Genomic DNA, 26,474 nt, shown 5'->3' on the forward strand with positions numbered 1-26,474 from the left:
CTCTAATGATATGTAGCACGAAAAACAGAAAATTTAACTGCAGTGGAGGGATACATAATGGCAGATCGTCGCAATTTATTTTTCTTTTATGGTGATGACAAAGCAACGCTCGTTGAAAAAATGAAACCAATCTATCGTATTTTAGAAGAGAATGGATTTACCATATTAGATCATCCAAAAAATGCAAACGCTATCGTCAGTGTTGGAGATGATGCAACCTTCTTACAAGCCGTTCGTAAAACTGGTTTTAGGGAAGATTGCTTATATGCAGGGATTTCTACGAAAGATGAAATTTCGTTCTACTGCGATTTCCATATTGATCACGTTGATACAGCCCTTCAAGAAATTACAAAAAATGAAATTGAAGTGCGAAAATATCCAACAATTCAGGTAGATGTAGATGGCAGTACATCTTTCCATTGTTTAAATGAGTTCTCATTACGTTCTAGCATTATTAAAACATTCGTTGTAGATGTTCATGTTGATGATTTATATTTCGAAACATTTAGAGGGGACGGTTTAGTTGTTTCTACCCCAACAGGAAGTACTGCTTACAATAAATCATTGCATGGTGCAGTTGTTGACCCGCTTATCCCATGTTTCCAAGTAAGCGAACTAGCATCTTTAAACAACAACACTTACCGTACGCTCGGTTCACCTTTCATTTTAAATCACGAACGTACATTAACTTTAAAACTAAGACCAGACGGTAACGATTATCCTGTTATCGGCATGGATAACGAAGCGCTTAGCATTAAACAAGTGGAAAAAGCTGTTGTACGCTTAAGCGATAAACAAATTAAAACAGTTAAATTAAAAAACAATTCTTTCTGGGAAAAAGTACAGAGAACGTTTTTATAAGATTAAAATAACCGCAGAATTATGAAATTCCATAATTCTGCGGTTATTTATTTCCCCCGATTGACGCGAACAATACTCTCTTACTATCCGGCCGTTATTCTTGTCAGTTTTTGTCGGTAATTCGATATATTCCGAAAACTGCTCATATATTTTTACGCATCTTTTCTATAGACAACTTGGCCATCTATTACGGTCATTTCTGCTTGTACTTCTTTTATTTCTTCTGCCTCAATTTCAAAAATATTGCGGTCTAATATTGTAAAATCTGCTTCATATCCTTTTGCAATTTGCCCTCGCTTCGCTTCTTTTCCGATTGCATAGGCACTTCCTGTTGTAAATAAAGAAACAGCCTCATAAACCGTTAATCTTTCCTCAGGCATATAGCATATACCGTCAATAAAACTTCTACGTGTAACAGCGCTATATATGCCTAGAAACGGATTCACTTGTTCAATAGGAGCATCTGAGCCACCGTTGCAGTGTAATCCTGCCTCCAGTAACGTCTTCCAAGCGTACGCATAACGAAGACGGTGCTCGCCTAGTTTTTCAATGACTGACGGAAAATCTGATGAAAGAAAGACTGGCTGTATATCGATAATGGCTTGCAAGTTTTTCATTCTTTCTATCAACTCTTCACGAGCAAGCTGACAATGAATAATGCGGTCACGCACCCCTTCTGCTGGTGGATATAATTCGAGTGCATCAATGACATATTCAAGCGATAAGTCACCGATAGTATGAATCGCAACTGGCATATGTAGATCTCGTGCTTTCTTTACTAATTCCGCAAGTTCTTCACGTGAGAAAATCGCAACTCCATTTGTTTCCTTCGCATCTTCATACGGTTCACTTAATAATGCTGTTCTTCCGCCAAAAGAACCGTCAGAGAAAATTTTCATTGCTCCAAATTCAATACAATGTTCATTTTCATATTCTTTTCGTTCATGTGCTACTTCATGGTGAACGAGCAAATGGGCTTTAAATGGCATTTCTTTTATAACGTGAGAAAACGCATTATATGTTTTTCTAAAACCACCATAATAATTTAAATCTTCCGTATGCCCGCCAACAAGTCCGTATTTCCAGCAATCTTTAATCGCTGTTTGCAGAGCTCTTTGTAAATAAGCTTCATCAATTTCTGGCTGAACATGTTTAATTAATTCTTGCCCTTGTTCATATAAAAGCCCTGTTAACTTATTTGATGAATCCCTACCAATTTTCCCGCCTTTTGGATCTTCTGTCGCTGCTGTTATATTCGCTTCTTGCAGTATGTATGCATTCACCCATGTAACGTGACGACAAACTCTCTTTAGTAAAATGGGATGTTCTTTCGAAATTTCATCTAAATCACGCGCGTGAACATCTTTTGTATCTGTAAAGTTATTTTCATTCCATCCTTCTCCAATAATCCAAGAGCCCTTTGGAGCTTCTTCCACTCGCTTCTGAACAAGAGTAAGCACTTCGCCATAAGATGTGCAATTTGATAAATCTAAACGAAGCAATCTCTCCCCATGCCCAATAAGGTGCATGTGGCTATCAACGAGACCTGGAATCATCGTTTTGCCTTTTAAATCGTGCAATGTAACCGCGGCATATTGGTTTTCTAACTCTTCTTTACTTCCAACATCAACGATCGTACCGTTTTCAATGTAAACAGCGTCCACTTTTTCATTTTCTTCTCTCACTGTGTAAATGGTGCCGCCATACCAAATTTCTCCCATATATCCCATCTCCTTTATTTTTTATTGTATAAAAAAAAGCACCATTTCAAAACATGGTGCTTTTCTAAAAATTACTTTTGTTCAGTAGTAGATGTTGTAACTTGCCATTCAATATTAAATTTATCTTTTACTTGTCCGTATGCTGGGCTCCAGAATGTTTCTTGAAGTGGCATGATAACTTCTCCACCTTCTTGTAACTTATCGAATACTTCTTTTGCTTTTTCTGCATTACTAATTTGAATTGCGATTGTTACTTGAGATCCGATTGCATGCCCTTGACCTGGGAATGTATCAGAAATCATAAGATCCGTATTACCAACTTTTAAAGTAGCGTGTAAAACGCGCTCTTTCGCTTCAGCTGGAATCGGGTATTCTGGATTTTCAGGCATGTCACCAAAAGTTTGCATAACTTCTACTTTTGCATCTAAAGCCTCTTTATAAAACTGTACAGCTTCTTGCCCACTACCATCTAAAACTAAGTACGGATTAATACCTAAAATCATACGGACACCTCTTTTTTAAGTTTATAAAATCGAACTTGTGTTCGTTTTTATATTATCATTGTTTTGCATTTCATTCAACTATTTACTTCACTGTTTTCAAAATTATTTTGACGGAATCTCCATCTCTTGTTTTCTAAGTTCAATACGGCGAATTTTTCCAGAAATCGTTTTTGGTAGTTCATCTACAAATTCAATTTTGCGAGGGTATTTATATGGTGCAGTGAGTTCTTTGACGTGTTGTTGGAGTGTTGGAATTAATGTTTCTTCGTTCTTTTCTATATTCTCTCTTAATACGATAAATGCCTTCACGACACTTCCACGAATTTCATCAGGACTTGCGACAACTGCACATTCTCTTACGTACGGATGTTTTACAAGAGCATCCTCTACTTCAAACGGCCCGATTGTATAACCAGAACTAATAATGATATCATCACCGCGCCCTTCAAACCAGAAGTAGCCGTCTTCATCTTTCTTCGCTTTATCCCCTGTAATATAATAATCACCGCGGAATTGCATCGCTGTACGTTCATCGTCTTTGTAATATTGTTTAAAGAGGGCTGGCGTTTCAATGTGAACTGCAATATCACCAACCTCGCCTACTTTAACTGGAGTACCTTCCTCATTTACGATATCGACGTGGTTACCTGGCGTTGGTTTCCCCATTGATCCTGGTCTAATATCCATCCCTTTCATTACACCAACAAGTAATGTATTTTCCGTTTGCCCATAGCCGTCTCTCACTGTAATATGAAAGTGCTTTTTGAACGTTTCAATGACTTCTCTATTTAACGGCTCACCTGCCGATACAGCGCTATGTAATGCCTCTAAATTGTACTGGCTTAAATCTTCTACCTTTGCCATTAATCTATACTCAGTCGGTGTACAACAAAGTACATTCACCTTATTATCGTCTAATAAGTTTAGGTACGTTTTCGGTTCAAACTTACCGTGATATACAAACCCTGTTGCCCCTGATCCTAAAGTTGCTAAAAACGGGCTCCAAATCCACTTTTGCCAGCCTGGACTAGCTGTTGCCCATACAATATCATTCTCTTCAATTCCGAGCCAATTTGGAGCGCTCGTACGTAAATGAGCGTATGCCCACGCATGTGTATGAACGACACCTTTTGGATTTCCTGTCGTTCCTGACGTGTAAGATAAAAAGACCATATCTTCTTTATCTGTCTTCGCCATTTCTAACATGTCACTCTCTGTTTCTAACGCTGTTTTTAAATTAACCCATCCATCTACTGACTGCTCGCTCAGGACAAATTTTCGAAGAGATTCCATCGCTTCTATATCATCAAACTGCCTAATATACGGCTCATAGCTTACTATCGCTTTTACTTCTCCATGTCCAATTCGATATTCTATATCTTTTTTACGTAACATTTCCGAGCTTGGAATTACGACAAATCCTGCTTTAATAGCAGCAATATACGTCATGTACGCTTCAATTAAACGCGGCATCATAATGAGAAGCTTGTCCCCTTTTTGCAAACCACTTTTTATAAAAGCGTTTCCAATTTTATTCGCACCTTGCATTAATTCAGCGTATGTAACTTCCCTTCGATTCCCTTTATCATCTTGCCAAATTAAAGCTAACTTCCCTTTATCACCTGTATATTTCTCTATTTCAGAAACTAAATTATAAGACGGTGGCGCCAACAATTCTTCTCGCTTCATAAAATATCCTCCCTTTTCTTTATGCCTCCTTTATATAATAAAGAATTTTCAGTTAATTTTGAACCCTCTTCTTTTGACAAATTTTTCAGTTCTGTCGAATTAGTAAACGAAATTACATCGACTTACCGACAAATAGCGACACAACACAAAAAAAGAAAGAGCGGGAGAACCCGCTCTTTCTAAGCCATCATATGGGATTATTTTTGGTAACCGCCTAATTGTTGCTCAGCTAGTGAAACTAGACGTTTAGTGATTTCACCACCAACAGAACCGTTAGCGCGAGCTGTTGCATCAGCTCCAAGTTGAACACCAAACTCTTGAGCGATTTCGTATTTCATTTGGTCTAATGCTGATTCAGCACCAGGAACCGCTAATTTATTTGTGCTACGTGACATGTTATATCACCTCCTTGTGAGTATAGAGTGTGATAAATAACATGACTTCATACACGTTTTAGATATGGTAATTTATGGTTTTAGAAAAGTTCTTCAAATTTTTCTTCTTCCGCCACTACTTCTACCGTTTGTAATACCATTGTTTCTTTGTTCGCTACAGCTTCATCGATCAATGGTGTGAAATCGTATTTCGCTTCAAAACGATTTGCTTTTTCACGTTTCGGCTTCGTCGCTGGGCTTGCTGGTGTGAATACAGTACAGCAATCTTCATATGGACGAATTGAAATATCATACGTGCCGATTTCTTCAGCAATTTTAATAATCTCTAATTTATCCATCGTAATAAGCGGACGAATAACTGGATAGTTTGTTACTTCGTTAATCGTATGCATACTATCTAACGTTTGGCTTGCTACTTGTCCAAGACTTTCACCAGTCGTAATTGCAAGTGCGTTACGCTCCTCAGCAATACGTTCTGTAATACGCATCATCATACGGCGCATAACCGTCATTGAATAGCTAGATGGGATTTCTTTATTAATCGTTTTTTGCACTTCTGTAAACGGAACAAGGTGAAGCGTTACTCGTTTACAATACTTCGTTAACTCTTGCGCTAAATCGATTACTTTTTGTTTTGCACGCTCACTTGTGAAAGGTGGACTATGGAAGTGAACTGCTTCCACAGATACGCCGCGTTTCATCGTTAAGTAAGCTGCTACTGGGCTATCAATACCACCAGAAAGAAGTACCATTACTTTTCCGCCAACGCCAACTGGTAAACCGCCAGCTCCCATACGCTCATCGCACATGATATAGCTATAGCCACTGCGGATCTCTACACGTACATTTACATCTGGATTATGAACATCTACTGTAATATCTTCTGTATTTTCTAGAATGTGTCCGCCAATCTCAGGTAATAATTCCATCGTTCTCATTGGGAAATGCTTATAAGAACGGTGTACAGTAATTTTAAATGTTTTCACATCACCTTTTACTTGTAAGAAAGCTGCTAATGCACCTTCTTTAATGTCTTCTAATTCTGATGGTACTTTCATCGCTAAGTTAAACTTATGAATACCAAATACATCCTTCAATCTTTCAGAGACTGCTTCATGATCTTCACCATTTAACTGGATGTACATACGATCGTGTGTTGCATCGATTTTAATATTTGGGAATTTTTTCAGTTTGAACTTCACGTTATCTTTTAATGTGCTTACAAACTTAGAACGGTTCTTACCTTTTGTCGTCATTTCTCCGTAACGCACTAAAATATATTCATATTTCAACATAATTTCTTTACCTCATCACTTCATATAATTTTGGCATCGTCTCTTTTACAATACCTTCAAATTGTTTTACTTCTTCCATTGTGTTTTCTGGTGCCAAACTAATACGAATAGCGCTTGCAGCTGCTGCATGCGGCACTCCCATTGACACTAACACTCTGCTCACTTCATTTGCTTTTGAAGAACAAGCAGATTTCGTTGACACATATACACCGTGTTCTTCTAAAGCATGAACGACTACTTCTGGTTTTAAACCAACAAATGATACATTTAAAATGTGCGGTGCTGCATATGCAAGCGACGTGTTAATCGTTACATCTTCCATCTCTTTAAAGAAACGAACAAGCTCTGCTTGTAAACTTTGCAAATGAGCTACCTTTTCTTTCACTTGTTCCATTGTCATGCGAAGTGCTTTCACCATCGCTACAATGCCAGGTAAATTCTCTGTACCAGAGCGATACTTAAGCTCTTGTTGACCACCTGATAAAATCGGATCTAATCTTACGCCATCGCGTACATATAGAAGACCCGTTCCTTTTACACTGTGGAATTTATGTCCAGATATTGAGCAAAGATCAATATGAGACGCATATAAATCAAGCGGTACTTTCCCTATCCCTTGTACATGATCTACATGGAATCTTATTTTCGGATGATTCGATAATAACGTTCCAATTTCAGCAACGGGCTGAATTGCTCCAGTTTCGTTGTTCACATGAATAATTGACACAAGAATCGTATCTTCACGAAGTGCTCGTTTCACATCTTCTACCGACACAACACCATGCTCGTTAACCGGTAAATATGTTACATCAAACCCGAGTTCTTCTAATTGCTTATATGCCTCAAACACAGACGCGTGTTCAATATTTGTTGTAATGATATGTTTGCCACGCGAACGATTCCTCATCGCTATCCCTTTAATCGCAAGGTTATTCCCTTCTGTTCCACCTGATGTGAAAATAATTTCAGAAGGTTTAACACGAAGAAGCTGCGCTGCAATCGTTCTTGATTGTGTTAATAGACGCTCTGCCTCTCCTCCAAGCGAATGAATAGAAGAAGGATTACCAAAATATTTCCCAGCAACCGTCACGTACGATTGAAGAGCTTCTGGATATGGCTTCGTCGTCGCACTATTATCAAAATAGATCATCGTTCTTCCCCTTTCAGCGCTATCACATCGTATAATCATATCATAAATACGTGTCATTACGCTAAGACTACGCAAAGGTTCCGTTTTATCTCGATTGGTGAAGGCTAATAATTGTCGAGGATGCCCTCCTATTACAGTTTCACTTTATCCCGCATGAACAGGCAATAAGACTCTCACCTCAAAATCCAGTTAGAGCAAAGAAGTTAGGTAGGAGTCGGGCTGTCCGTAAATGCCCGATTGGTGAAGGCTAGTAATCAATGGGGATGAATCCTCCTACTGATTACAGTTTCACTTTATTTTGAAACGAATAACCTTGCTGTATTCCGCTATTCATTATAGCAACATCGTCTGCAAAATTACACAAAAAAACAAACCCTTTTATGAAAGGGTTTGTTCATTGTCTACATATTCAGCTATTTTTTGAACAACGCCAGGTTCAAGTTGCTCTAATACTGAAGCCGCTTGTTCTAAAGCTGCATCATATTGATATTCACGGAATAATTTCTCAGCATAATTTAAACTTTCTGCTAGGTTTTCATCATGACTACGGTAACGGTTACCGTACTGAATTAATTTTTCCACTAAATATGCTTGTCCAATTAACTCTTCTGTCATTTCAGCCACACCGTTCACAGTTGTGTATGCTTCTTCTAAACTGCTATTTACAGCGTTCATATTTAACGGCTTCACTTCTAATTGTTCATATACAGCTTGCATTGCCATTTGCCCTCTTTTTAAATCTTCCATAATACTCTCTGGAAGACCTGGCAAATTCGACTTTTGCATAAAGCGTTTCGTTTCGAAAATAGTATTTCGCATTTCTTGTAACTTCTCACGTGCTTCAAATTCTTCTTTGCGCATCGCTTGCAGCATTTCTTTATATTCTGCATGAAGTACTTTTAACGTTTCACATTGCTCATAAACCTCTTCTAGTTCCTCACGAATAATAGAGAAGGCAATATCTTGTTCTGCAACGCGTAATTGTAGCATTTCAAAACGTTTCGTTAAAATGTGCATTTGCTTTTCAATTACTTTTTGAGACTCAATGTCTTTATCTTGTAACTGATAGCTTTGTTTCACAAGTTGTGTTTCTGTTTTCGTTTCAATCGTTTCGATACGCATTTCTTCTAAGTCATCGTAAACAGAAAGTGTTTTTTGCTCCACATAATGTCTCGCATGTACTTCTTGTTCCAATTGATCGTAGAAGCCATCTAAACGTGTTTTTAAATTTTCTACTTTTTCAGCCGCTTCTGTTATATGAAGCTCCTGTATATCCATTAAACATGTTTGTAGTTGTTTCGTCATATCGCGAACTTCTTTAGGGACTTCCAAATAATCTAATACATAACCTTGTCTTACCATATCATTATGTCCGTGTAATAAATCTTCCAGCTGAACTGGTAACGTCGCTTGACACTCTACCAATAAATCTGGAATTTGGTGAATAATGATTTCTAAATCTGCTAAACCTTCTTCCAAACTAATAACAATTTCTCTCGCTTTTAAATAGTCGCCATTGTTTGTTGCTTCTTCAAAGGTTTTAAATTTCTCAGATTCAGCGTCTAGCATCTCTTCGATTTTCTGCTCTGCTGCTCCATACATATGTCTATGAGCAAGAACACTCTTTTTCATACTACGATATGTATCACGTAACCCTTCAATTTCCGAGCTATTTTTCTCATGGCTTTCTAACAATTGCTGTAATTCATTTAAAATGTCAGTAATACGATTATCAGCGTCATCTAAACCACTTATGGATTCGTTCATCGCATGCTTTGCTTTTCGGAAGGAGAATTGCGAGGCGAATTTTCGCGCTTGCGCTAAATCTTTGTCAGCTTTCGGAAGGGTTGTTGATACAATTTCATCCCATTCTTCACGCCATTTACCAAACAGTTCTTCTGTTTGACCCGTCATGTTTAAATCTTTTACCCGTTTTAGTTCATCTGCCACAGGTTTATCTTTTATCTCTTGTTTCCACTGCTCCAGTGCTTCAATATCTTTATATGAACGATTTCTTATCACAAGCTCTATCATGAGCAGCACTAGAATAGAGCTTACTACAATGATAACGATCGTCAGGATAGAATCCATGCAAAAAAGCCTCCTAGTTATATCTCTTTTTTTGTCCGTTCCGTTTATGAAATGGAAGGCATTATGTATAAAAAGGGAATTCCCCTATATTTAACAACTAACAATGTACTAATCATACCATGTAATGGTTTGTTTTTGACCTAGTTTTTTTTAAAATTTCATGTTTCTTTCAATGTGATTGTAATCTTTCTCAATATTCCGCCTACCTCACTACCTATCCTCAAATGATTGTAATAACAAACAATCTTTCGTATGGGATACGAAATAAATTTTCCGCATGAGTGGTGGTTCAACAGAAATTACATGTACATTTCCTTGCCTTACAGATTGCTCCACTGCCCTTTCTGGAAGTAACGTGATACCAAGGCCAGCTTTTACCATTGCAAGCATCGGTTCTGCGTAAGATGTTTCCACAGCTATAGTTGGTTTTACACCTATTTCATGAAACATGTTCATAATCATTTTCCTTACATCACATATTTCTGGATATACAATTAATTTTTCATTGTGTAGCTCTTCTATTTGAATGACTATCTTCTCTTTGTACGGATGATTATTTGAAACGGCACAAACAATTTTCTCTTGTTGCACTTCTTTTATATACGTAGCACCTTCTACTACTGAATCGATGAACATCGCGTCAATCTCCCGCGCTTTAAATAAATCTCTTAATACTTCCGTATGCCCGATTTGCCATTCCACTTCGAACTCATCACCTAATATATTTTTACATTCTGATATGTAATGCTCCGCTAAACTCGGTAGTATACCAATTGAAAACTTCCGGTTCTCTTGATACCCCCTCATTTCTGTTTTCACTTCATTTATTTGCTCCAAAATCGGTAACATTCTTTTTATAAATAACTCTCCTGCCTCCGTTAACTCTACTCCTTGCGCAGAACGTTTAAGTAAAGTAACCTCTAAATCCGCTTCTAACTTTTGAATTTGTTTACTAAGCGCTGGTTGTGATATATGTAAAATCTTACTTGCCTTTGATAAACTTCGCGTATGCTTCACTTCAATAAACGATCGTACTGCCTCCAAATCCATCATACACACCTCTAACAAAAAGTTATAACCGTTATAAGAAATCGATATTTCCTCCTATAAACAATTACTCTTTATACTTATTTCATCAACTTACTATAACGAAATGTAAAGGGGAAAGATACTCTTGAACAAAAAACAAATGCTACTCGGATCCTTTCTATGCTTACTCGCCGTCACTGCCTGGGGATTTATGTTTCCTGTAATGGCAAGTGCTCTGCAATTTATCGATCCATTCTTCTTCACAACGCTTCGCTATGGATCAGCAGCTATTATTTTTCTTATTTTGCTATTAATTACTGAAGGAAAGACTTCACTCCGCTTAGAAAAAAGAACACTTTCTCTATTCTTTTACGGGACAGTCGGTTTCGCGGGGTATGGTTTTCTCGTTTTCTACGGACAGCAACTTGCCGGACCTTCCGGAGCAATCCATGCAGCTATGATTCAATCCCTTATGCCACTGATTGCCTTATCACTGCAATGGATAACCCAAAATCGCCGCCCACAAAACTATACATTCCTTTGTATGTTCGTTGCATTACTTGGTGTTATGCTTGTCATTTCAAAAGGAAATATTGAATTACTATTTGGAGCTGCAAGCCACTTATCAACAAATATATTGATGCTATGCGGCGTTACTTGCTGGGTCATTTATACAAACGGGGGTGCTCGTTTTCAATCTTGGTCACCACTTAGGTACACGACATTAACTTGTTTATTTGGCTCCATTTCACTCATCGTTATTGTTACTTTCTTAACGTACACAAATATAGTTACTATGCCGTCACTGCGTACAGTTGTGAGCGTTCGTTTTGAGCTCTTTTATATGTCGATTATCGCAGGCGTTATCGCTGTATTTTGCTGGAATATGGGAAATCGCTATATTTCATCTATTAACGGCATATTATTTATGAATTTAGTTCCTATCCTTGCACTGATCGGTTCTATCTTTCGAGGTTATACAGTCGATAAAATTGAAATCGCTGGAGCTGCATTAACAATTATAGCGCTATTATGTAACAATTTATGGCAAAGAAAAGTAAACATAAAAATCCCCACCTCAGTTCGTTAGGTGGGGATTCTTCACATATGAACAGCTCTTGGCCATTCATGGTACATATTCGCCTTACATAATGCTTGTTCCATCCATTGCTCAATCTCTTTCGTGTACATTTCTATGAAAAATGTCTCAGACGGGAAAGAATGCAGTACTTCTGATATATATTGTGGATATAAAAACGGCATATTTATCATACCTTTTAATTGCGTCATAAACATTGTAAATGATACTTTCTGAAATTCTTTTTTCATTTGTCCTTGTCTAATCATTTGTTCTATATAATATCTTTCTTTAGAAAAATAAACGGTCATCACTTCACGAATTAATGTCGTATCAAGCGAAAGCTCTCGGTAGAAGAAACGTGTTAGTTCTCTATTTTCAAATTGATATCGTAAAATCCCGCGCACCATTTGCACCATCACATCTTTAGCCGACAAATACTCTCTCTGTTCAAACGACATTTCAATCACATGAATATATCCTTCTAAAAAATCAGTAATAAGCTGTTCTAATAAACCTTGCTTCCCAGCAAAATAATATGAAATATTCGCTACATTCACATCCGCTCGCTTTGCAATGTCTCGCACCGATGTTCCATCATACCCTTTCGTATTAAACAACGATATTGCCGCATCAATTACTTTTTGTTTCGTCTGCTTCATGCGCTCACTTCCCCTCACTGAACAGCTATAGTTTAAATTTCTTGACTTTTAAGACAAATTCCTTTAATTTTCTATCGACAAAGTCATGTGAAATACATCGTATTTTGCTAATATTTTACACATCTCGATAAAAAAGGAGCTGTTTCCATGTTTACTAAAGAAAGTTATGCAGGATCTCGCGTGCAGCAATATGAGACAGTAATTAAACAACTGGATGCGTTATTAACTGGCGAATCAAACGTAGTCGCAAACTTATCAAATGCGTCCGCATTATTAAACCAATTTTTAGATCGCGTTAATTGGGTTGGCTTTTACGTAACAGAAGGAAATCAGCTTGTCCTTGGACCGTTCCAAGGAATGCCTGCTTGCGTACGCATTCCATTTGGACGAGGCGTTTGCGGCGTAGCAGCTGAAACGAAAACAACACAGCTTGTAGCAGACGTTCACCAATTCCCAGGTCACATCGCTTGCGATAGTGCTTCTAATTCAGAAATCGTTGTACCGATTGTGAAAGAAGGAGCTGTCATTGGTGTACTTGACATTGATAGTCCTGAAAAGAATCGTTTTGATGAAGTAGATCAGCGCTATTTAGAAAAGTTTGTGGAAACACTCCTAAAACATATGTAAAAAGAAAAGAGCGAGTTATCGATTTAGTACGCCCTGTACAAAACCGATAGCTCACTCTTTTTTCATTGATTTACAGTAGATATTTTCTTTAATGCCTGCTCTAAATCAGAAACGATATCCTCCCACGATTCTAAACCGACTGATAAGCGTATTAAATTATCGAAAATGCCCATTTCTTTTCTTAGTTCAGCTGGAATCGCAGCGTGCGTCATCGTTGCTGGATGCTGAATTAACGTTTCTGTATCTCCTAAACTCACCGCAATTGTAATAAAGTGAAGATCATTAATAAACGCTTGCGTCTCTTCTTTTCCGCCTTTTACTGAAAAAGAAATAACACCGCCCCCGCGTTTCATTTGACGAGATGCTAACTCCCCTTCTGGATACCAAACACCTTCTACCGCATCATGTTTTCTTAGGAACGATACAATTTTTTCTGCATTATCACAATGACGATCCATTCTTACTGCTAACGTCTTTAACCCGCGTAATAATAACCACGCATCAAACGGTGCCATAATACCGCCGATATCCTTTCGCATCGGGCGAATCTTTTCAGCTAATGCTTTCGTTTTACAAATTGTTACGCCTGCTACAACGTCACCGTGACCACCAATATATTTTGTCGCACTATGCACAACAGCGTCACAGCCAAGCTCAAGCGGTCTTTGTAAATAAGGTGAACAAAATGTATTATCAACAATAACAAGTAAGCCATTTCGCTTTGCAACCCGAATCACTTGTTTTAAATCAATTAATTTCATTGTCGGATTAATCGGTGTTTCAACGAAAATAAGCTTTGTATTTGGGCGAATTTTATTTTCAATATCAACCTCTGTCTCCATATCACAAAACGAATGCGTAATCATAAATTTTTCTTCTAACACTTCTAAAAAACCGTACGTGCATCCGTATAATCCATTTGAACAAATAATATGATCTCCAGCCTTTAAAAAACCGATTAAAGTCGCTGAAATAGCTGCCATACCAGATCCGAAGGCAAGTGCCTCTTCTCCTCCTTCTAACACCGCCATACGTTCTTCAAATAATTTCACAGTTGGATTTCCAAGCCGTGAGTAAATATAAGATGGATCCACTCCCGCAAAACTCGCCTCTCCTTGCTGCGCAGTCTCAAATGTAAATGTAGAAGTTTGAAATAAAGGTGGTGTTAAACTTCCTTTATGTTCCTCAGGTTTATAACCGTGATGAATTAACGCTGTCTCCATATGCTTCTTTTTCATAAAAACATCCCCCTTATGTTTTTATTGCCGCATATTCATCCATAAAAATTTGATGAACGTTTCCCTTCATTTTATGTAAGCGTTTTATTTGTGTTTCTATCTCTTCTTCTATATTGTTTTAAATTCCTTCTTATATTAATTTCCAAAATTTTTATGCATAAAACAAAAACGTACTTGCTTGACGAAACTCTGGGTAAAAGATATAATAGCGTTTGTGTAAAATAAAAAGGCAGCCTTGTAATGTGAGTTTATCGTTTGTATTTTGTTCCTCTACGGAGGTGTATCTCGTAACTCCCTGCTGCTGGAGCGAAGGTACATGAAAACAAAATGCCCGTAAATATCGATTACGTCTGTTTTTATTTTACGTAAATAAAAACATTTTTAAAGGAGGAGTCAACTATGGCTCGTTATACAGGTCCAGCTTGGAAACTGTCTCGTCGTCTTGGAATCTCTCTAAGCGGCACAGGAAAAGAATTAGAAAAACGCCCTTACGCACCAGGTCCTCACGGTCCTAACCAACGTAAGAAACTTTCAGAATACGGTTTACAATTACAAGAGAAACAAAAACTTCGTCACATGTACGGCATGACTGAGCGTCAATTCCGTCGCACATTTGACCAAGCAGGTAAAATGCCTGGTAAGCACGGCGAAAACTTCATGATCCTTCTTGAAGCTCGTCTTGACAACTTAGTTTACCGTATGGGCTTAGCTCGCACTCGTCGTGCAGCTCGCCAATTAGTAAACCACGGTCACATCATGGTTGATGGCGCTCGCGTAGATATCCCATCTTACCGTGTAAAACCTGGTCAAACTATCAGCGTTCGCGAAAAATCTAACAGCCTTGTTGTTGTTAAAGAAGCGATCGAAGTTAACAACTTCGTACCAGAATACTTAACTTTCGATGCTGACAAATTAGAAGCTACTTACACTCGTCACGCTGAGCGTTCTGAGTTACCAGCTGAAATCAACGAAGCATTAATCGTAGAGTTCTACTCTCGTTAATGACAAAAAGCCAATCCTGTGGATTGGCTTTTTTCGTTTATATATAAAATAAAATTATTTATTTTCCTCTTTCTGAACATATACATAAGCATCTTTCTGCTCTTTATGTACATCCACCTTCGAATTCTCTGCAAGCTGACCCGCATTTAGCAAAGAAAAAATAATGAGCGCTTCTAGTGACATTTTGTTTTACCACTCCTTTCTAGTTGTTATACATTTATCATACCGCTTACATGTGATTTCCGTATGAACTCGAAAAGGAGATTACAACAAAATGGTTACAAGCATATGAATGCACGCTATAATAACCATAAAATGGGAGGTGGATTCTTTTTGACAATAAATCAAATGGTTCAACTCGGAAGTTCATTTATGCTATTTATTACTTCCGCACTTATTAATTGGTATCAGGGAAGTAATTTAATAGATGATCCTGATGAATGGAAATATAGCGCTAAATTTACGAATTACTTTAAAGGTACCGTTTCAAATTACGAAGATATTTATCAAATCGACTTCTTTATATATGCAGCAAAATTTTATCCAACAGCATTTATCGTTATGCTAGTGAGTTTACTTTATATGCTCATATTAATTCTTTATATTCTATTCAAAAGAAAAGATGTGGCGTTTTAAATCCATACATAAAAACCCCGAATCATAAACTTTTCAGCCTACAATTCGGGGTACTATTTGTTTATATTCGTTTCGGATTAGTAACGAATTAAGAAATATTTCTTTTTACCGCGGCGAATGATTGTGAATTTACCTTCGATGCGGTCGTTTTCTGTTACAACGTAGTCTAATGCTTGTGTACGCTCACCGTTCACATAGATTGCGCCGTTCGTTACATCTTCACGTGCTTGACGTTTTGATGGAGAGATTTTGCTTTCTACAAGTAAGTCGATTAATACTGTATCTTCTGCAGTACGTTCTACAGATGGTACGTCTTTGAATCCTTGCTCGATTTCGCTTGCAGTTAGTTCTGCTACAGAACCGCTGAATAATGCAGCTGAAATTTTAATCGCTTGCTCTAATGCTTCTTCACCATGAACAAGTTTTGTCATTTCAGAACCTAACGCTTTTTGTGCTGCACGTTTTTCTGGTGCTTCAGCTACTTGTTTCTCAAGCTCAAGAATTTCTTCATGAGATAAGAATGTAAAGTATTTTAAGTATTTAACAACATCACGGTCATCTGTGTTAATCCAGAATTGGTAGAACTCGTAAGGAGTTGTTTTCTCTGGGTCTAACCAAATTGCGCCGCCTTCTGTTTTACCAAACTTCGTACCGTCAGATTTAGTAACAAGTGGAATTGTTAAACCGAATGCTTTCGCATCTTCTTCTGATTTACGGATTAATTCAAGACCAGCTGTAATGTTACCCCATTGGTCACTACCACCGATTTGTAGGCGGCACTTATGGTGTTGGTATAAGTTTAGGAAGTCGTATGATTGTAAAATCATATAACTAAACTCAGTAAATGAAATACCAGTTTCTAAACGAGATGCTACTGTATCTTTTGCTAACATATAGTTTAAACCGAAGTTTTTACCGATATCGCGTAAGAATGAAATGACATCTAAGTTACCAAGCCAGTCATAGTTGTTAGCCATTGTTGCTGGGTTGTCCACGTTTTCGAACTCTAAGAAGTTTGAAAGTTGGTTTTTAATGCTTTCTGTGTAGTAAGCAACTGTATCTTTCGTATTTAATGTACGCTCTGCTTTTTTACCACTTGGGTCACCGATCATACCAGTACCACCGCCAACAAGTGCGATTGGTTGGTGACCAGCTAATTGGAAACGACGTAACATTAATACTGGTAACATATGACCGATGTGTAAGCTATCCGCTGTCGGGTCGAAACCACAGTATAATTTAACGCTTTCTTTTTCTAATAATTGCTCAAGGCCCTCAGCGTCTGTTTGCTGATTAATTAGACCGCGAAATTCAAGATCTTGTAAAATACCCATATCCTACATACTCTCCTTTAAGTTCATTACTGGCGTGAAGGTTAAAAACATAAAAAAATCGCCCCTTCAAATAAGGGACGATTTTGATTATCGCGTTACCACCCTAGTTGCAGACCAAAAAAAGCCTACCACCTTATTTACATAACGGCTTAGCACCGTCTCTTCCCTTTTGAATACAATTCAATCGAAAAAAGATGCTCTAGGGGCGTAATTCGCGATCATCTATGTGCTGATTTTCACCGGCCATCAGCTCTCTAAAACAGGGAAATGATCACTACTTCTCCCTTTCCACGCTCAATTATTCATATACTTTTCTTTATACCATCATTTATATAGGCGTGTCAAATAGAGGTCAGGTTTCCCTTCTTGTCAATCCTTTACAACGTCGCAAGAAGTAATTTATTAGACATATAAAAGCCTCCCTCATCTATTCTTTCATAAATGTATACAGAAGAGGAAGGCACTTCGTTCAAATATTATTTTAGTTTTTTTATAATCTTTGCAGGATTCCCGCCAACTACTACATTATTAGGCACATCTTTCGTTACGACAGCACCAGATGCGATCACCGCATTGTCTCCAATTGTTACACCTGGATTAATAATTGCTCTTCCGCCAATCCATACGTTATCGCCAATTGTAACTGGTTTTCCGTATTCTGATCCGCTTATACGCTCTACTGGATCAAGCGGGTGCGTTGCTGTATAAATGTGAACACCTGGAGCTAACATACAGTTCACTCCGATTGTTACCGGGCATACGTCTAAAATCGTACAGTCAAAGTTCGCGTAAAAATTTTCGCCAACGTGAATGTTATAGCCGTAATCACATCTAAAAGAAGATTCAAGATGAATATTATCTCCTGTCGTTCCGAATAATTCTTTTACGATTTCGCTACGCTCTTTCAATTGCTCTTCTGGCGTATCATTTAATTTTCTCGTTAATATACGTGCTTGCTCTCTTTCTTGTACTAAAACTGGATCAGCCGGTATGTACATTTCTCCTAGTATCATCTTTTCCTTTTCTGTTTTCATCATACTATCCCCTTTAACTTATATATATGAGTTCATGATATCATAAAAAAGAAAGGCCTGAACATTTTTCGTTCAGACCTTTCTCTCTTAATCTTCCATCGTTGATAAGTCACCTGTTGGTAAATTCAGCTCCCACGCTTTTAATACGCGGCGCATAATTTTACCACTTCTCGTTTTCGGTAATTTATCTCTAAATTCAATTTGTCGTGGCGCTGCATGAGCTGCTAGGCCTTTCTTTACAAATTGACGAATTTCTTCTTTTAATTCATCAGATGGTTCGTATCCTGCTCTAAGTGCGATAAATGCTTTAATAATTTCGCCGCGCACCGGATCAGGAATACCAATTACACCAGCTTCTGCAACAGCAGCATGCTCGATTAATTTACTTTCTACTTCAAACGGACCAACGCGCTCACCTGACGTCATAATTACATCGTCAATACGTCCTTGGAACCAGAAGTATCCATCCTCATCCATATAGGCAGAGTCACCTGATACGTACCAATCTCCCGGCATGAAATAAGATTCATACTTTTGCTGGTTATTCCAGATCCCGCGCATCATAGATGGCCAACCTTTCGCAATTGCTAAGTTACCCATTGTGTAAGGAGGCACTTCATTTCCTTCATTATCAACAATCGCTGCTTTCACACCTGGAATTGGTTTACCCATTGAACCTGGACGGATTTCCATACAAGGGTAGTTACAAATTACTTGTCCACCTGTTTCTGTCATCCACCACGTATCATGAATACGAAGTCCAAATGCATTCATACCCCAGCGAATTACTTCTGGATTTAACGGCTCACCAACGCTTAATACGTGACGAACTTGTGATAAGTCATATTTTTTAATTGCGTCTTGTCCAGCTCCCATTAACATACGGAATGCTGTTGGTGCGCTGTACCAAACCGTCACACCGTAATCTTGCAGTGCTTCATACCAAGCTTCTGGACTAAAGCGTCCACCTAAAATAACGTTTGACGCTCCAACTAACCACGGTGCGAAAATACCGTAAGCTGTTCCAGTTACCCAGCCCGGGTCAGCAGTACACCAATATACATCGTCTTCTTTTAAATCTAATACCCACTTCGCCGTTTGATAGTGCTGAACCATTGCGTTTTGCGCATGAAGCACACCTTTTGGCTTACCAGTAGAACCAGACGTGTAATGTAGAATCAAACCGTCTTCACGGCCTAACCATTCAATATGTAATTCTTTTGAAGCTTGTTCAAATAACGGATTGAACGCTACCGTTTTACCGCCTTCTTCTACATTATCTCCAACAAGGAAAACTGTTTTTAAAGCCGGTAAATCATTTAATGGTACGCGCTCTAATAATTCAGGCGTTGTAATTAACACCTTTGCTTCGCTATCTTCTAAGCGATCGCGAACTGCGCCTTCCATAAATGCTTCAAATAGCGGTCCAACAATTGCTCCTAATTTCACTGCACCTAAAAGTGCGAAATATAACTCTGGAGAACGTGGCATAAAAATAAAAACGCGATCGCCTTTTTCTACATCGCCATAATTCTTAAGGACGTTTCCTGCTTTATTAGAAAAATCCTTCATTTCCTTAAATGTATATTTCTCTTTTCGCGATCCATCTTGATAATAAAGAGCTACTTTATTCTTTCGATCGGATTTCGCATGCTTATCAATTGCCTCATACGCCATATTTACTCGGCCTGTTTCATTCCAAGTAAAGTTTTTATTAACCTCTTCCCAGTTAAAATTCGCGTATGCCTCATCATAATTCGGCAAATTATTTTCTCCTTTAATGACAGGAAGCGTTTCTACTTTCATACTTTACATCCCCCTCCTATGTATTCTATTATCTATTATAATGACATTATTTAAAATTTTCAGTATATTTGTTGATTTTTAGACAAATTTTTAATGACAAATTTCGATTCACATCGCATATATTATAAAGTACGATATTAATAGATTCACAAACCCTCAAGGTGGTGAGCAATACATTGATTCATAAAAAAATATATAATGCTAGAAACTTAAAAACAGCGAAAGGCACTTTAATTATTGAAGGTCCTGTCTCTACACATAACTTAGAAATGTATGAGTTTCATCCAGACTTAATTGCGTTTCGTCCTGCCGAGCAACAATATAAAGCAATTGTCGAAATTTCTAAATTACCAGAAGCTCGTCTCATTATTGCTAGACATGACCAAACAATTGTTGGATATGTTACATACTTGTATCCTGATCCACTTGAACGATGGTCAGAAGGAAAAATGGAAAACTTAATTGAGCTTGGAGCAATTGAAGTAGTCCCAGCCTTCCGCGGGAGTTCTGTCGGAAAGAACTTACTAGAGGTTTCTATGATGGACGATTATATGGAAGATTACATTATATTGACGACTGAATATTATTGGCACTGGGATTTGAAACAAACAGGATTGAATGTGTGGGAATACCGAAAAGTAATGGAGAAGATGATGAATGCTGGCGGGTTACAATGGATGGCTACAGACGATCCTGAAATTTGTTCACATCCTGCCAACTGTTTAATGGTCCGCATCGGTAAACGCGTTGATACGGATTCTATTCAAGCTTTTGATCGTCTACGTTTTCACAATCGTTTTATGTATTAATAAAGGGGGCAACTGGAATGATTGTAGAAGAAATTATGAATCAAAATGTAGTTACATTACATCCAAACGATACAATCGAAACAGCAATCCGAACGATACGCACGAAAGGCATTCGGCACATTCCAATTGTCGATCAAAATAATCACGTCGTAGGCATTATTTCTGATCGGGATGTAAGAGATGCAAGTCCGTCTATTCTAGATGAACAAGTTTCACTCGATATGCTACAGCAACCTCTCGAACTTATTATGAAACATCCTGTTATGACTTGCCATCCTCTCGATTTCGTTGAGGAAATTGCTACTTTATTTTTTGAAAATAAAATTGGCTGTCTTCCTGTTACAAAGGCCGGGAAGTTAGTTGGAATCATTTCTGAATCTACAGTATTACACACGTTAGTAAAATTAACAGGAGCACATCAACCAAGTTCGCAAATTGAAATTCAAGTAAAAAACGAACCTGGTATTCTTGGAAAAGTCGTTGCTATTTTTAGTGATTTACAAATAAATATCGTGAGTGTTCTCGTCTACCCAGCAAAAGACGAGAATGATAAAGTACTCGTTTTCCGCATTCAAACGATGAATCCTCTAAAAGTGATTGATGCACTTGAAGCAGAAGGCTACCGCGTATTATGGCCAAACATCATGGGGATGCAAGCATGAGTAGCGCGTTTATTTATTCGGATGACTTTCGGGGCTATTCATTTAGCCCTGATCATCCTTTTAACCAACTGCGCGTCACACTTACGTATGATTTATTACAAAAGGGCGGTTTCATCTCTCCCTCTCAAATCATCTCACCACGGATGGCTACAGATGAAGAGATCGCCTACGTTCATACAGAGGAGTACATAAATGCGGTAAAACGTGCTGGAGAAGGAAAGTTAGAAAAATCAATTGCGATGACATATGGACTCGGAACAGAAGATACACCGATGTTCCCAAATATGCACGAAGCAAGCGCATTGCTCGTTGGTGGTACGTTAACAGCTGTCGATGCTGTTCTTTCCGGAAAAGTAAAACACGCACTTAATTTGGGCGGCGGCTTACATCACGGCTTTCGCGGCAAAGCATCTGGCTTTTGTATTTATAACGACAGTTCTATCGCAATGAAATATATTCAAAAGAAATACGGTTTACGCGTCTTATATATTGATACAGATGCTCATCACGGTGATGGCGTACAGTGGTCGTTTTATGATGACCCTAACGTATGCACAATTTCATTACATGAAACTGGTCGCTATTTATTTCCTGGAACTGGCGCTGTAAATGAACGCGGACAAGGTAATGGCTATAGTTATTCTTTTAACGTTCCACTCGATGCTTTTACAGAAGATGAATCGTTCTTAAAATCATATCGAACTGTTGTAAAAGAAGTTGCAGCGTACTTTAAACCGGATATTATTTTAACGCAAAATGGTGCTGACGCACATTATTATGACCCACTTACACATCTTTGTGCGACAATGAATATTTACCGTGAAATACCGAAGCTCGCTCGTGAAATTGCAAATGAATATTGCGACGGTCGCTGGATCGCTGTCGGTGGCGGTGGCTATGATCACTGGCGCGTCGTTCCAAGAGCTTGGGCACTCATTTGGCTCGAAATGAACAACATCCAAAACATCTCAGGTTATCTCCCTCCAGAATGGATTGAAGCTTGGAAAGGACAAGCAGAAACAGAACTTCCCCTCACATGGGAAGATCCAGACAACATGTATAAACCTATCCCCCGTAAACCAGAAATTGAAGAAAAAAACGCATTAACTGTAGCGAAATCCCTTGAAATTATTCGGAATAATATGACAAAATCTTTGTACTAAACGAAAAGGAGGCTCGTTTTTGAATAGCCTCCTTTTATTTATTGTCGGTTTCTGTCGGTAAGTCGATATATTTTAATAATCGCTGATATATTTCGAAATGCGCCGATATATTTTCATTTCATAACAGCCTGGCCCAACTTTTATGAGAAAAGGTAGTGATATTATGTGGAAACGACAAATGATCCACACGAAACGTGGTACATTTGAACTCTTTACAAAAGGAGATGGCGAATCGCTTTGTATTACACATCACTATTCACAATTTAATGAAACTGGTGATTACTTTGCGGATGTTTTTACTGCTACGCATCGTGTATTTCTCATTAATTTACGAGACGCTGGTAACTCGTTAAAAGCCAATTCAGAAAAAGAATTAAGCATGATTGAAACAATCCACGACTTGGAAGCCATACGAGAAGCATTACAACTTCCAACATGGCATTTCGCTGGCCATTCAACAGGTGGTATGCTTGGACTTTTATATGCAATTACATATCCACATTCCTTACAATCATTAGTCGTAGCAGGAGCTGCAGCAAGTAACTATACCGAAACACCATTCTGCATTTATCACCCAGCACATCCACAGTTTCATTATATGCAAAAACTCATCGAAAACTTAAAAAGCCCTCACCTTACAAATGAAGAACGGAAAGAACTATCTACTAAGAGAACAAAATTATCATTGTATAAACCAGAAAACTACAACTCTTATTTTTGTAAACCAATCAATAAAACAATGTCCATTAGCCGGATGAATGCTTTCGCCAATGAATATCCTTCATTTGATTTAAGAGAGAATTTACCTTCCATCCAAACAAAGACACTTATTATATGCGGAAGATATGATGTACAGTGCCCAATTCAATATTCTATCGAGATACATGATGGGATACGTAATTCTATCTTCATTCCATTCGAAAACAGCAACCATTATCCTTTTTTAGAAGAAGCTGCTCAGTTTACTTCTACTACTCAAACATTTTATAAATCGTTAGTACCATTATTATTAAGAAAACCTAAACACTGATAAAAAGCTCATAGCCTCTATACGACTATGAGCTTTTTTCAAAAGAAATATTTCACACTAAAAACAACTAAAAAAACAAAAGAAATAACCACTAAACCCACATCAAGTAATACCGACTTTTTATCTCTATCTTTTAAACTTACCTTAGAGCTAGAAATGCTTTTAATTACCCAAAAGATCGCAAAAAAGAACCAACCGAAATGATCATTCGTAGAATCTTCATCATAAAACATTTGTATTGCACCAATAATCAATAAGATAAGTACGATATTAGTTCCAATCTTTAAAGTCTTATTTGATTTATTATCTTTTAATATATCCCCCAACATATAGCTCGCTCCCTATGCTCTCCTCTGTTTTGTTTCTCTTTACATTTTAACACAAATTACCTATTTCTTCCTTTTCATTCGAATAACATACAAAAAACCTGCCAATTACTCGGCAGGTATATTACACGTTAAAACGATAACCAGCTCCCCATACAGTTTCAATATATTGCGGGTGAGCAGGATCTCTTTCAATTTTTTCACGTAGCTTTCTAATGTGGACGACAACAGTGGCTAAATCACCAGCGGAATCTAATCCCCAAATGCGTTCAAATAACTGTTCTTTATTTAATACTTGGTTTGGATGTGTGACAAAGAATGTTAATAAATCAAATTCCTTCGTTGTAAATGCCACTTCTTCATTGTTTATAAAAACTTTTCTCGCTCGTTGATCGATAGAAATTCCGTGAATATATAACGTATCACGTTGCTTACTTACATTTCCTAATAATCTTTCATAACGGGCAATATGCGCTTTTACTCTTGCGACTAATTCACTCGGACTAAACGGTTTCGTTATATAATCATCCGCTCCTAATCCGAGTCCGCGAATTTTATCTATATCTTCTTTTTTTGCTGAAACAAGTAGAATCGGAATATCTTTTACAGCACGTATTTGTTTACAAATTTCGAATCCGTTCATTTTCGGAAGCATAATATCTAAAATAATTAAATCATAGTCTTCTTGCAAGGCTGTTTGTAAACCTATTTCTCCTGAATGCTCTACATCAACTTGGAAATCATTAATTTCTAAATAATCTCGCTGTAATTCTGCAATACTTACTTCATCTTCTATTAGTAAAATTCTTTTCAATTTACTCACCACATTCCTCTACTTTTTCCAATGAGAAGAAAATGCTTGTGCCTTTACCAAGCTCGCTTTCCGCCCAAATTTTCCCGCCATGTTCTTCAACAATTTGCTTCGCTATTGCTAAACCAAGTCCACTTCCACCTGTGCTAGAATTCCGCGATTGTTCTGCACGATAAAAACGTTCAAAGATATAAGGTAGCGTATCAGATTCTATACCTGATCCATTGTCCATCACTTTCACAATAACTTTATTATTATTACTCGATACTGTTACAGTAATTTTCTTCTCTTCTTTATCCATGTATTTCACACTATTATGAATTAAATTTGATATAACTCTATTTATCTTTTCGCAATCAGCCGTTACATATAGTGGTGATGCATGTAATTGCAAGTTAACTTCTATACCTTCTTTACTTAAATCCATTTGCATCTCTTCGATTAACTCTTGCATAAACATATTTAATTCAACCGTTTCAAACTGAAAGGGAACTCGATTCAAATCGAGCTTCGAAAACAAAAAGAGTTCATCAATGAGTGTGTCCATATGTTTTGCCTTCGTATGGATAGTTGTTAAATACTTATCCATTTTTTCTGGCGTATTTGCTACTCCGTCCTTTATTCCTTCTACATATCCGATAATTGATGTAATCGGTGTTTTTAAATCATGAGAGATGTTTGAAATAAGCTCTTTTCGATTTTCTTCATACTGTGTTTGCATCTCTATCGATTCTTTTAATCTCTTCCTCATTTCCTCAAATCCTTGATTTAATTGCCCTATTTCATCGTGTGATGTAACTGGTATTTGAAAATCTAAATTTCCTTCTTTAATTTTCTCCGTTGCGCCTTTCAATACAAAAATTGGTTTTATTACACTTCTTGAAACGAGGTAACTTAATAATCCAATGAGTAAAATGGCTAGTAGTAAGAGAGATACAAATAAGATTGGAAATAATTTTTGTGTAAGATCTACAAATGAACTTTGCTTTTTTAATACAAATATACTTCCCTCTTCTTCCTGAGGAAAATAAAAATCAAACTTTACATATCGATAAAATGTATCGCCTAGTTCCGTTGTACCACGACTATTAATATTTGCTGATTCAAATTTCGGAAGGGCTTCTTTTAAAGATACACTTTCAAATACGTTTGAAGCATATGAAAGTGTTTCTCCTTTTCTTACTACTATTTTCACACCCTCTTTTTCTATTGCTGAGACAAACGACTCATCTAACAACTGAGATTGATGCTGTTTAGCTGCTGACTTCAACTCAAGATAGGCATTCTCTTCTTCTGGTGTAAGCGGCTTTTGAATATAAGAACTTTTATAGAAATTTTTCACTGCTTCCAAGTCACCTGTTATCGAAAAAACGATTAAAAATCCCGCGACTAATATAAGCGTAATGGAAACGAGGATAACAGCAATATAAGAAAATAAAAACCTTGTTTTAATAGACATATCTTAAATCCTCACTTTATCAAACCTTATTATTTATAAGCATAAAAATATATGTTCAATTAC

26 protein-coding genes and 1 other annotated feature are annotated in these 26,474 nt (G+C 37.5%); of the genes, 9 read left to right on the top strand and 17 right to left on the bottom strand.

Annotated elements, in window-relative coordinates; genetic code table 11:
* Positions 1–57: 57 nt before the first annotated feature.
* Positions 58–861, top strand: a complete 804-nt coding sequence (locus GD442_RS22785; RefSeq protein WP_000785177.1) for an NAD kinase — start codon at positions 58–60, stop codon at positions 859–861.
* A 152-nt stretch (positions 862–1,013) separates the two neighbouring features.
* Here the strand turns inward: GD442_RS22785 and GD442_RS22790 are convergent, their stop codons facing one another.
* The 8 genes from GD442_RS22790 to GD442_RS22825 form a co-directional block, all read right to left on the bottom strand.
* The gene (locus GD442_RS22790) at positions 1,014–2,582 is read right to left on the bottom strand and encodes an amidohydrolase (protein ID WP_000504018.1); all 1,569 of its coding nucleotides are present in this window, start codon (positions 2,580–2,582) and stop codon (positions 1,014–1,016) included.
* 71 nt (positions 2,583–2,653) lie between these two features.
* Positions 2,654–3,085 carry a VOC family protein gene (locus GD442_RS22795; RefSeq protein ID WP_000600350.1) on the bottom strand — a complete coding sequence of 144 codons (432 nt, stop codon included), beginning with the start codon at positions 3,083–3,085 and terminating at the stop codon, positions 2,654–2,656.
* 102 nt (positions 3,086–3,187) lie between these two features.
* Entirely contained in the window at positions 3,188–4,774 is a 1,587-nt protein-coding gene (gene mbcS, locus GD442_RS22800) for an acyl-CoA synthetase MbcS (protein ID WP_000817773.1), read from the bottom strand.
* A 197-nt stretch (positions 4,775–4,971) separates the two neighbouring features.
* A complete protein-coding gene (locus tag GD442_RS22805) occupies positions 4,972–5,169 on the bottom strand; it encodes an alpha/beta-type small acid-soluble spore protein (RefSeq protein WP_000091640.1) in 198 nt (65 codons plus the stop codon).
* Positions 5,170–5,249: 80 nt separating this feature from the next.
* Positions 5,250–6,464 carry a tRNA uracil 4-sulfurtransferase ThiI gene (thiI, locus tag GD442_RS22810; RefSeq protein ID WP_000922337.1) on the bottom strand — a complete coding sequence of 405 codons (1,215 nt, stop codon included), beginning with the start codon at positions 6,462–6,464 and terminating at the stop codon, positions 5,250–5,252.
* Between the two features lie 7 nt (positions 6,465–6,471).
* Positions 6,472–7,614: a cysteine desulfurase family protein gene (locus tag GD442_RS22815; RefSeq protein ID WP_000638992.1), complete on the bottom strand. Its 1,143-nt coding sequence runs from the start codon at positions 7,612–7,614 to the stop codon at positions 6,472–6,474.
* Between the two features lie 378 nt (positions 7,615–7,992).
* The gene (gene ezrA, locus GD442_RS22820) at positions 7,993–9,705 is read right to left on the bottom strand and encodes a septation ring formation regulator EzrA (RefSeq protein WP_000377303.1); all 1,713 of its coding nucleotides are present in this window, start codon (positions 9,703–9,705) and stop codon (positions 7,993–7,995) included.
* A 210-nt stretch (positions 9,706–9,915) separates the two neighbouring features.
* Entirely contained in the window at positions 9,916–10,755 is an 840-nt protein-coding gene (locus GD442_RS22825) for a LysR family transcriptional regulator (RefSeq protein ID WP_079004424.1), read from the bottom strand.
* Positions 10,756–10,879: 124 nt separating this feature from the next.
* On the opposite strand from GD442_RS22825, the gene GD442_RS22830 reads away from it, so the two are divergent.
* Positions 10,880–11,824 (top strand): DMT family transporter, encoded by a 945-nt coding sequence (locus GD442_RS22830; protein ID WP_061457762.1) that lies wholly within the window; start codon positions 10,880–10,882, stop codon positions 11,822–11,824.
* An 11-nt stretch (positions 11,825–11,835) separates the two neighbouring features.
* On the opposite strand, the gene refZ is transcribed toward GD442_RS22830, so the two are convergent.
* The gene (gene refZ / locus GD442_RS22835) at positions 11,836–12,474 is read right to left on the bottom strand and encodes a forespore capture DNA-binding protein RefZ (protein ID WP_000814918.1); all 639 of its coding nucleotides are present in this window, start codon (positions 12,472–12,474) and stop codon (positions 11,836–11,838) included.
* A 147-nt stretch (positions 12,475–12,621) separates the two neighbouring features.
* On the opposite strand from refZ, the gene GD442_RS22840 reads away from it, so the two are divergent.
* Positions 12,622–13,101: a GAF domain-containing protein gene (locus tag GD442_RS22840; RefSeq protein WP_000494340.1), complete on the top strand. Its 480-nt coding sequence runs from the start codon at positions 12,622–12,624 to the stop codon at positions 13,099–13,101.
* A gap of 62 nt (positions 13,102–13,163) precedes the next feature.
* On the opposite strand, the gene megL is transcribed toward GD442_RS22840, so the two are convergent.
* Positions 13,164–14,339: a methionine gamma-lyase gene (megL, locus tag GD442_RS22845; protein ID WP_063220471.1), complete on the bottom strand. Its 1,176-nt coding sequence runs from the start codon at positions 14,337–14,339 to the stop codon at positions 13,164–13,166.
* 399 nt (positions 14,340–14,738) lie between these two features.
* Here megL and rpsD point away from each other — a divergent pair, with 399 nt between their 5' ends.
* Positions 14,739–15,341, top strand: coding sequence for a 30S ribosomal protein S4 (rpsD, locus tag GD442_RS22850; protein WP_000135317.1), 603 nt, complete (start codon positions 14,739–14,741; stop codon positions 15,339–15,341).
* A 54-nt stretch (positions 15,342–15,395) separates the two neighbouring features.
* Here rpsD and GD442_RS22855 read toward each other — a convergent pair whose 3' ends face one another.
* Positions 15,396–15,524 (bottom strand): hypothetical protein, encoded by a 129-nt coding sequence (locus tag GD442_RS22855; RefSeq protein WP_000050944.1) that lies wholly within the window; start codon positions 15,522–15,524, stop codon positions 15,396–15,398.
* Between the two features lie 105 nt (positions 15,525–15,629).
* On the opposite strand from GD442_RS22855, the gene GD442_RS22860 reads away from it, so the two are divergent.
* Positions 15,630–15,977 (top strand): YjdJ family protein, encoded by a 348-nt coding sequence (locus GD442_RS22860; RefSeq protein WP_000994182.1) that lies wholly within the window; start codon positions 15,630–15,632, stop codon positions 15,975–15,977.
* A 77-nt stretch (positions 15,978–16,054) separates the two neighbouring features.
* Here GD442_RS22860 and tyrS read toward each other — a convergent pair whose 3' ends face one another.
* The 3 genes from tyrS to acsA all read right to left on the bottom strand — a co-directional run bounded on the left by tyrS (position 16,055) and on the right by acsA (position 20,151).
* Positions 16,055–17,311, bottom strand: a complete 1,257-nt coding sequence (gene tyrS, locus GD442_RS22865) for a tyrosine--tRNA ligase (RefSeq protein ID WP_000512076.1) — start codon at positions 17,309–17,311, stop codon at positions 16,055–16,057.
* 70 nt (positions 17,312–17,381) lie between these two features.
* Positions 17,382–17,611 (bottom strand) — a binding site (T-box leader).
* Between the two features lie 176 nt (positions 17,612–17,787).
* The gene (locus GD442_RS22870; protein WP_002026426.1) at positions 17,788–18,348 is read right to left on the bottom strand and encodes a maltose acetyltransferase domain-containing protein; all 561 of its coding nucleotides are present in this window, start codon (positions 18,346–18,348) and stop codon (positions 17,788–17,790) included.
* A gap of 84 nt (positions 18,349–18,432) precedes the next feature.
* Complete coding sequence (gene acsA, locus GD442_RS22875) at positions 18,433–20,151, bottom strand: acetate--CoA ligase (protein WP_000862049.1); 1,719 nt, start codon at positions 20,149–20,151, stop codon at positions 18,433–18,435.
* A 176-nt stretch (positions 20,152–20,327) separates the two neighbouring features.
* Here acsA and acuA point away from each other — a divergent pair, with 176 nt between their 5' ends.
* The 4 genes from acuA to GD442_RS22895 all read left to right on the top strand — a co-directional run bounded on the left by acuA (position 20,328) and on the right by GD442_RS22895 (position 23,815).
* A complete protein-coding gene (gene acuA / locus GD442_RS22880) occupies positions 20,328–20,960 on the top strand; it encodes an acetoin utilization protein acetyltransferase AcuA (RefSeq protein ID WP_000581388.1) in 633 nt (210 codons plus the stop codon).
* Between the two features lie 17 nt (positions 20,961–20,977).
* Entirely contained in the window at positions 20,978–21,622 is a 645-nt protein-coding gene (locus tag GD442_RS22885; protein WP_000634583.1) for an acetoin utilization AcuB family protein, read from the top strand.
* Positions 21,619–22,785: an acetoin utilization protein AcuC gene (gene acuC / locus GD442_RS22890; RefSeq protein WP_000092826.1), complete on the top strand. Its 1,167-nt coding sequence runs from the start codon at positions 21,619–21,621 to the stop codon at positions 22,783–22,785. The genes GD442_RS22885 and acuC overlap by 4 nt, the downstream gene beginning before the upstream one ends.
* Positions 22,786–22,927: 142 nt before the next feature.
* Positions 22,928–23,815 (top strand): alpha/beta fold hydrolase, encoded by an 888-nt coding sequence (locus GD442_RS22895; protein ID WP_137396700.1) that lies wholly within the window; start codon positions 22,928–22,930, stop codon positions 23,813–23,815.
* A 38-nt stretch (positions 23,816–23,853) separates the two neighbouring features.
* On the opposite strand, the gene GD442_RS22900 is transcribed toward GD442_RS22895, so the two are convergent.
* The 3 genes from GD442_RS22900 to GD442_RS22910 all read right to left on the bottom strand — a co-directional run bounded on the left by GD442_RS22900 (position 23,854) and on the right by GD442_RS22910 (position 26,411).
* Positions 23,854–24,144 carry a hypothetical protein gene (locus tag GD442_RS22900; protein WP_000900161.1) on the bottom strand — a complete coding sequence of 97 codons (291 nt, stop codon included), beginning with the start codon at positions 24,142–24,144 and terminating at the stop codon, positions 23,854–23,856.
* Between the two features lie 121 nt (positions 24,145–24,265).
* Positions 24,266–24,955, bottom strand: a complete 690-nt coding sequence (locus GD442_RS22905; protein WP_001986686.1) for a response regulator transcription factor — start codon at positions 24,953–24,955, stop codon at positions 24,266–24,268.
* A gap of 1 nt (position 24,956) precedes the next feature.
* The gene (locus GD442_RS22910) at positions 24,957–26,411 is read right to left on the bottom strand and encodes a sensor histidine kinase (protein ID WP_000023870.1); all 1,455 of its coding nucleotides are present in this window, start codon (positions 26,409–26,411) and stop codon (positions 24,957–24,959) included.
* Between the last annotated feature and the right edge of the window lie 63 nt (positions 26,412–26,474).

This window comes from Bacillus sp. A260 (assembly GCF_009861435.1).
GTDB classification, from domain to species: domain Bacteria; phylum Bacillota; class Bacilli; order Bacillales; family Bacillaceae_G; genus Bacillus_A; species Bacillus_A cereus.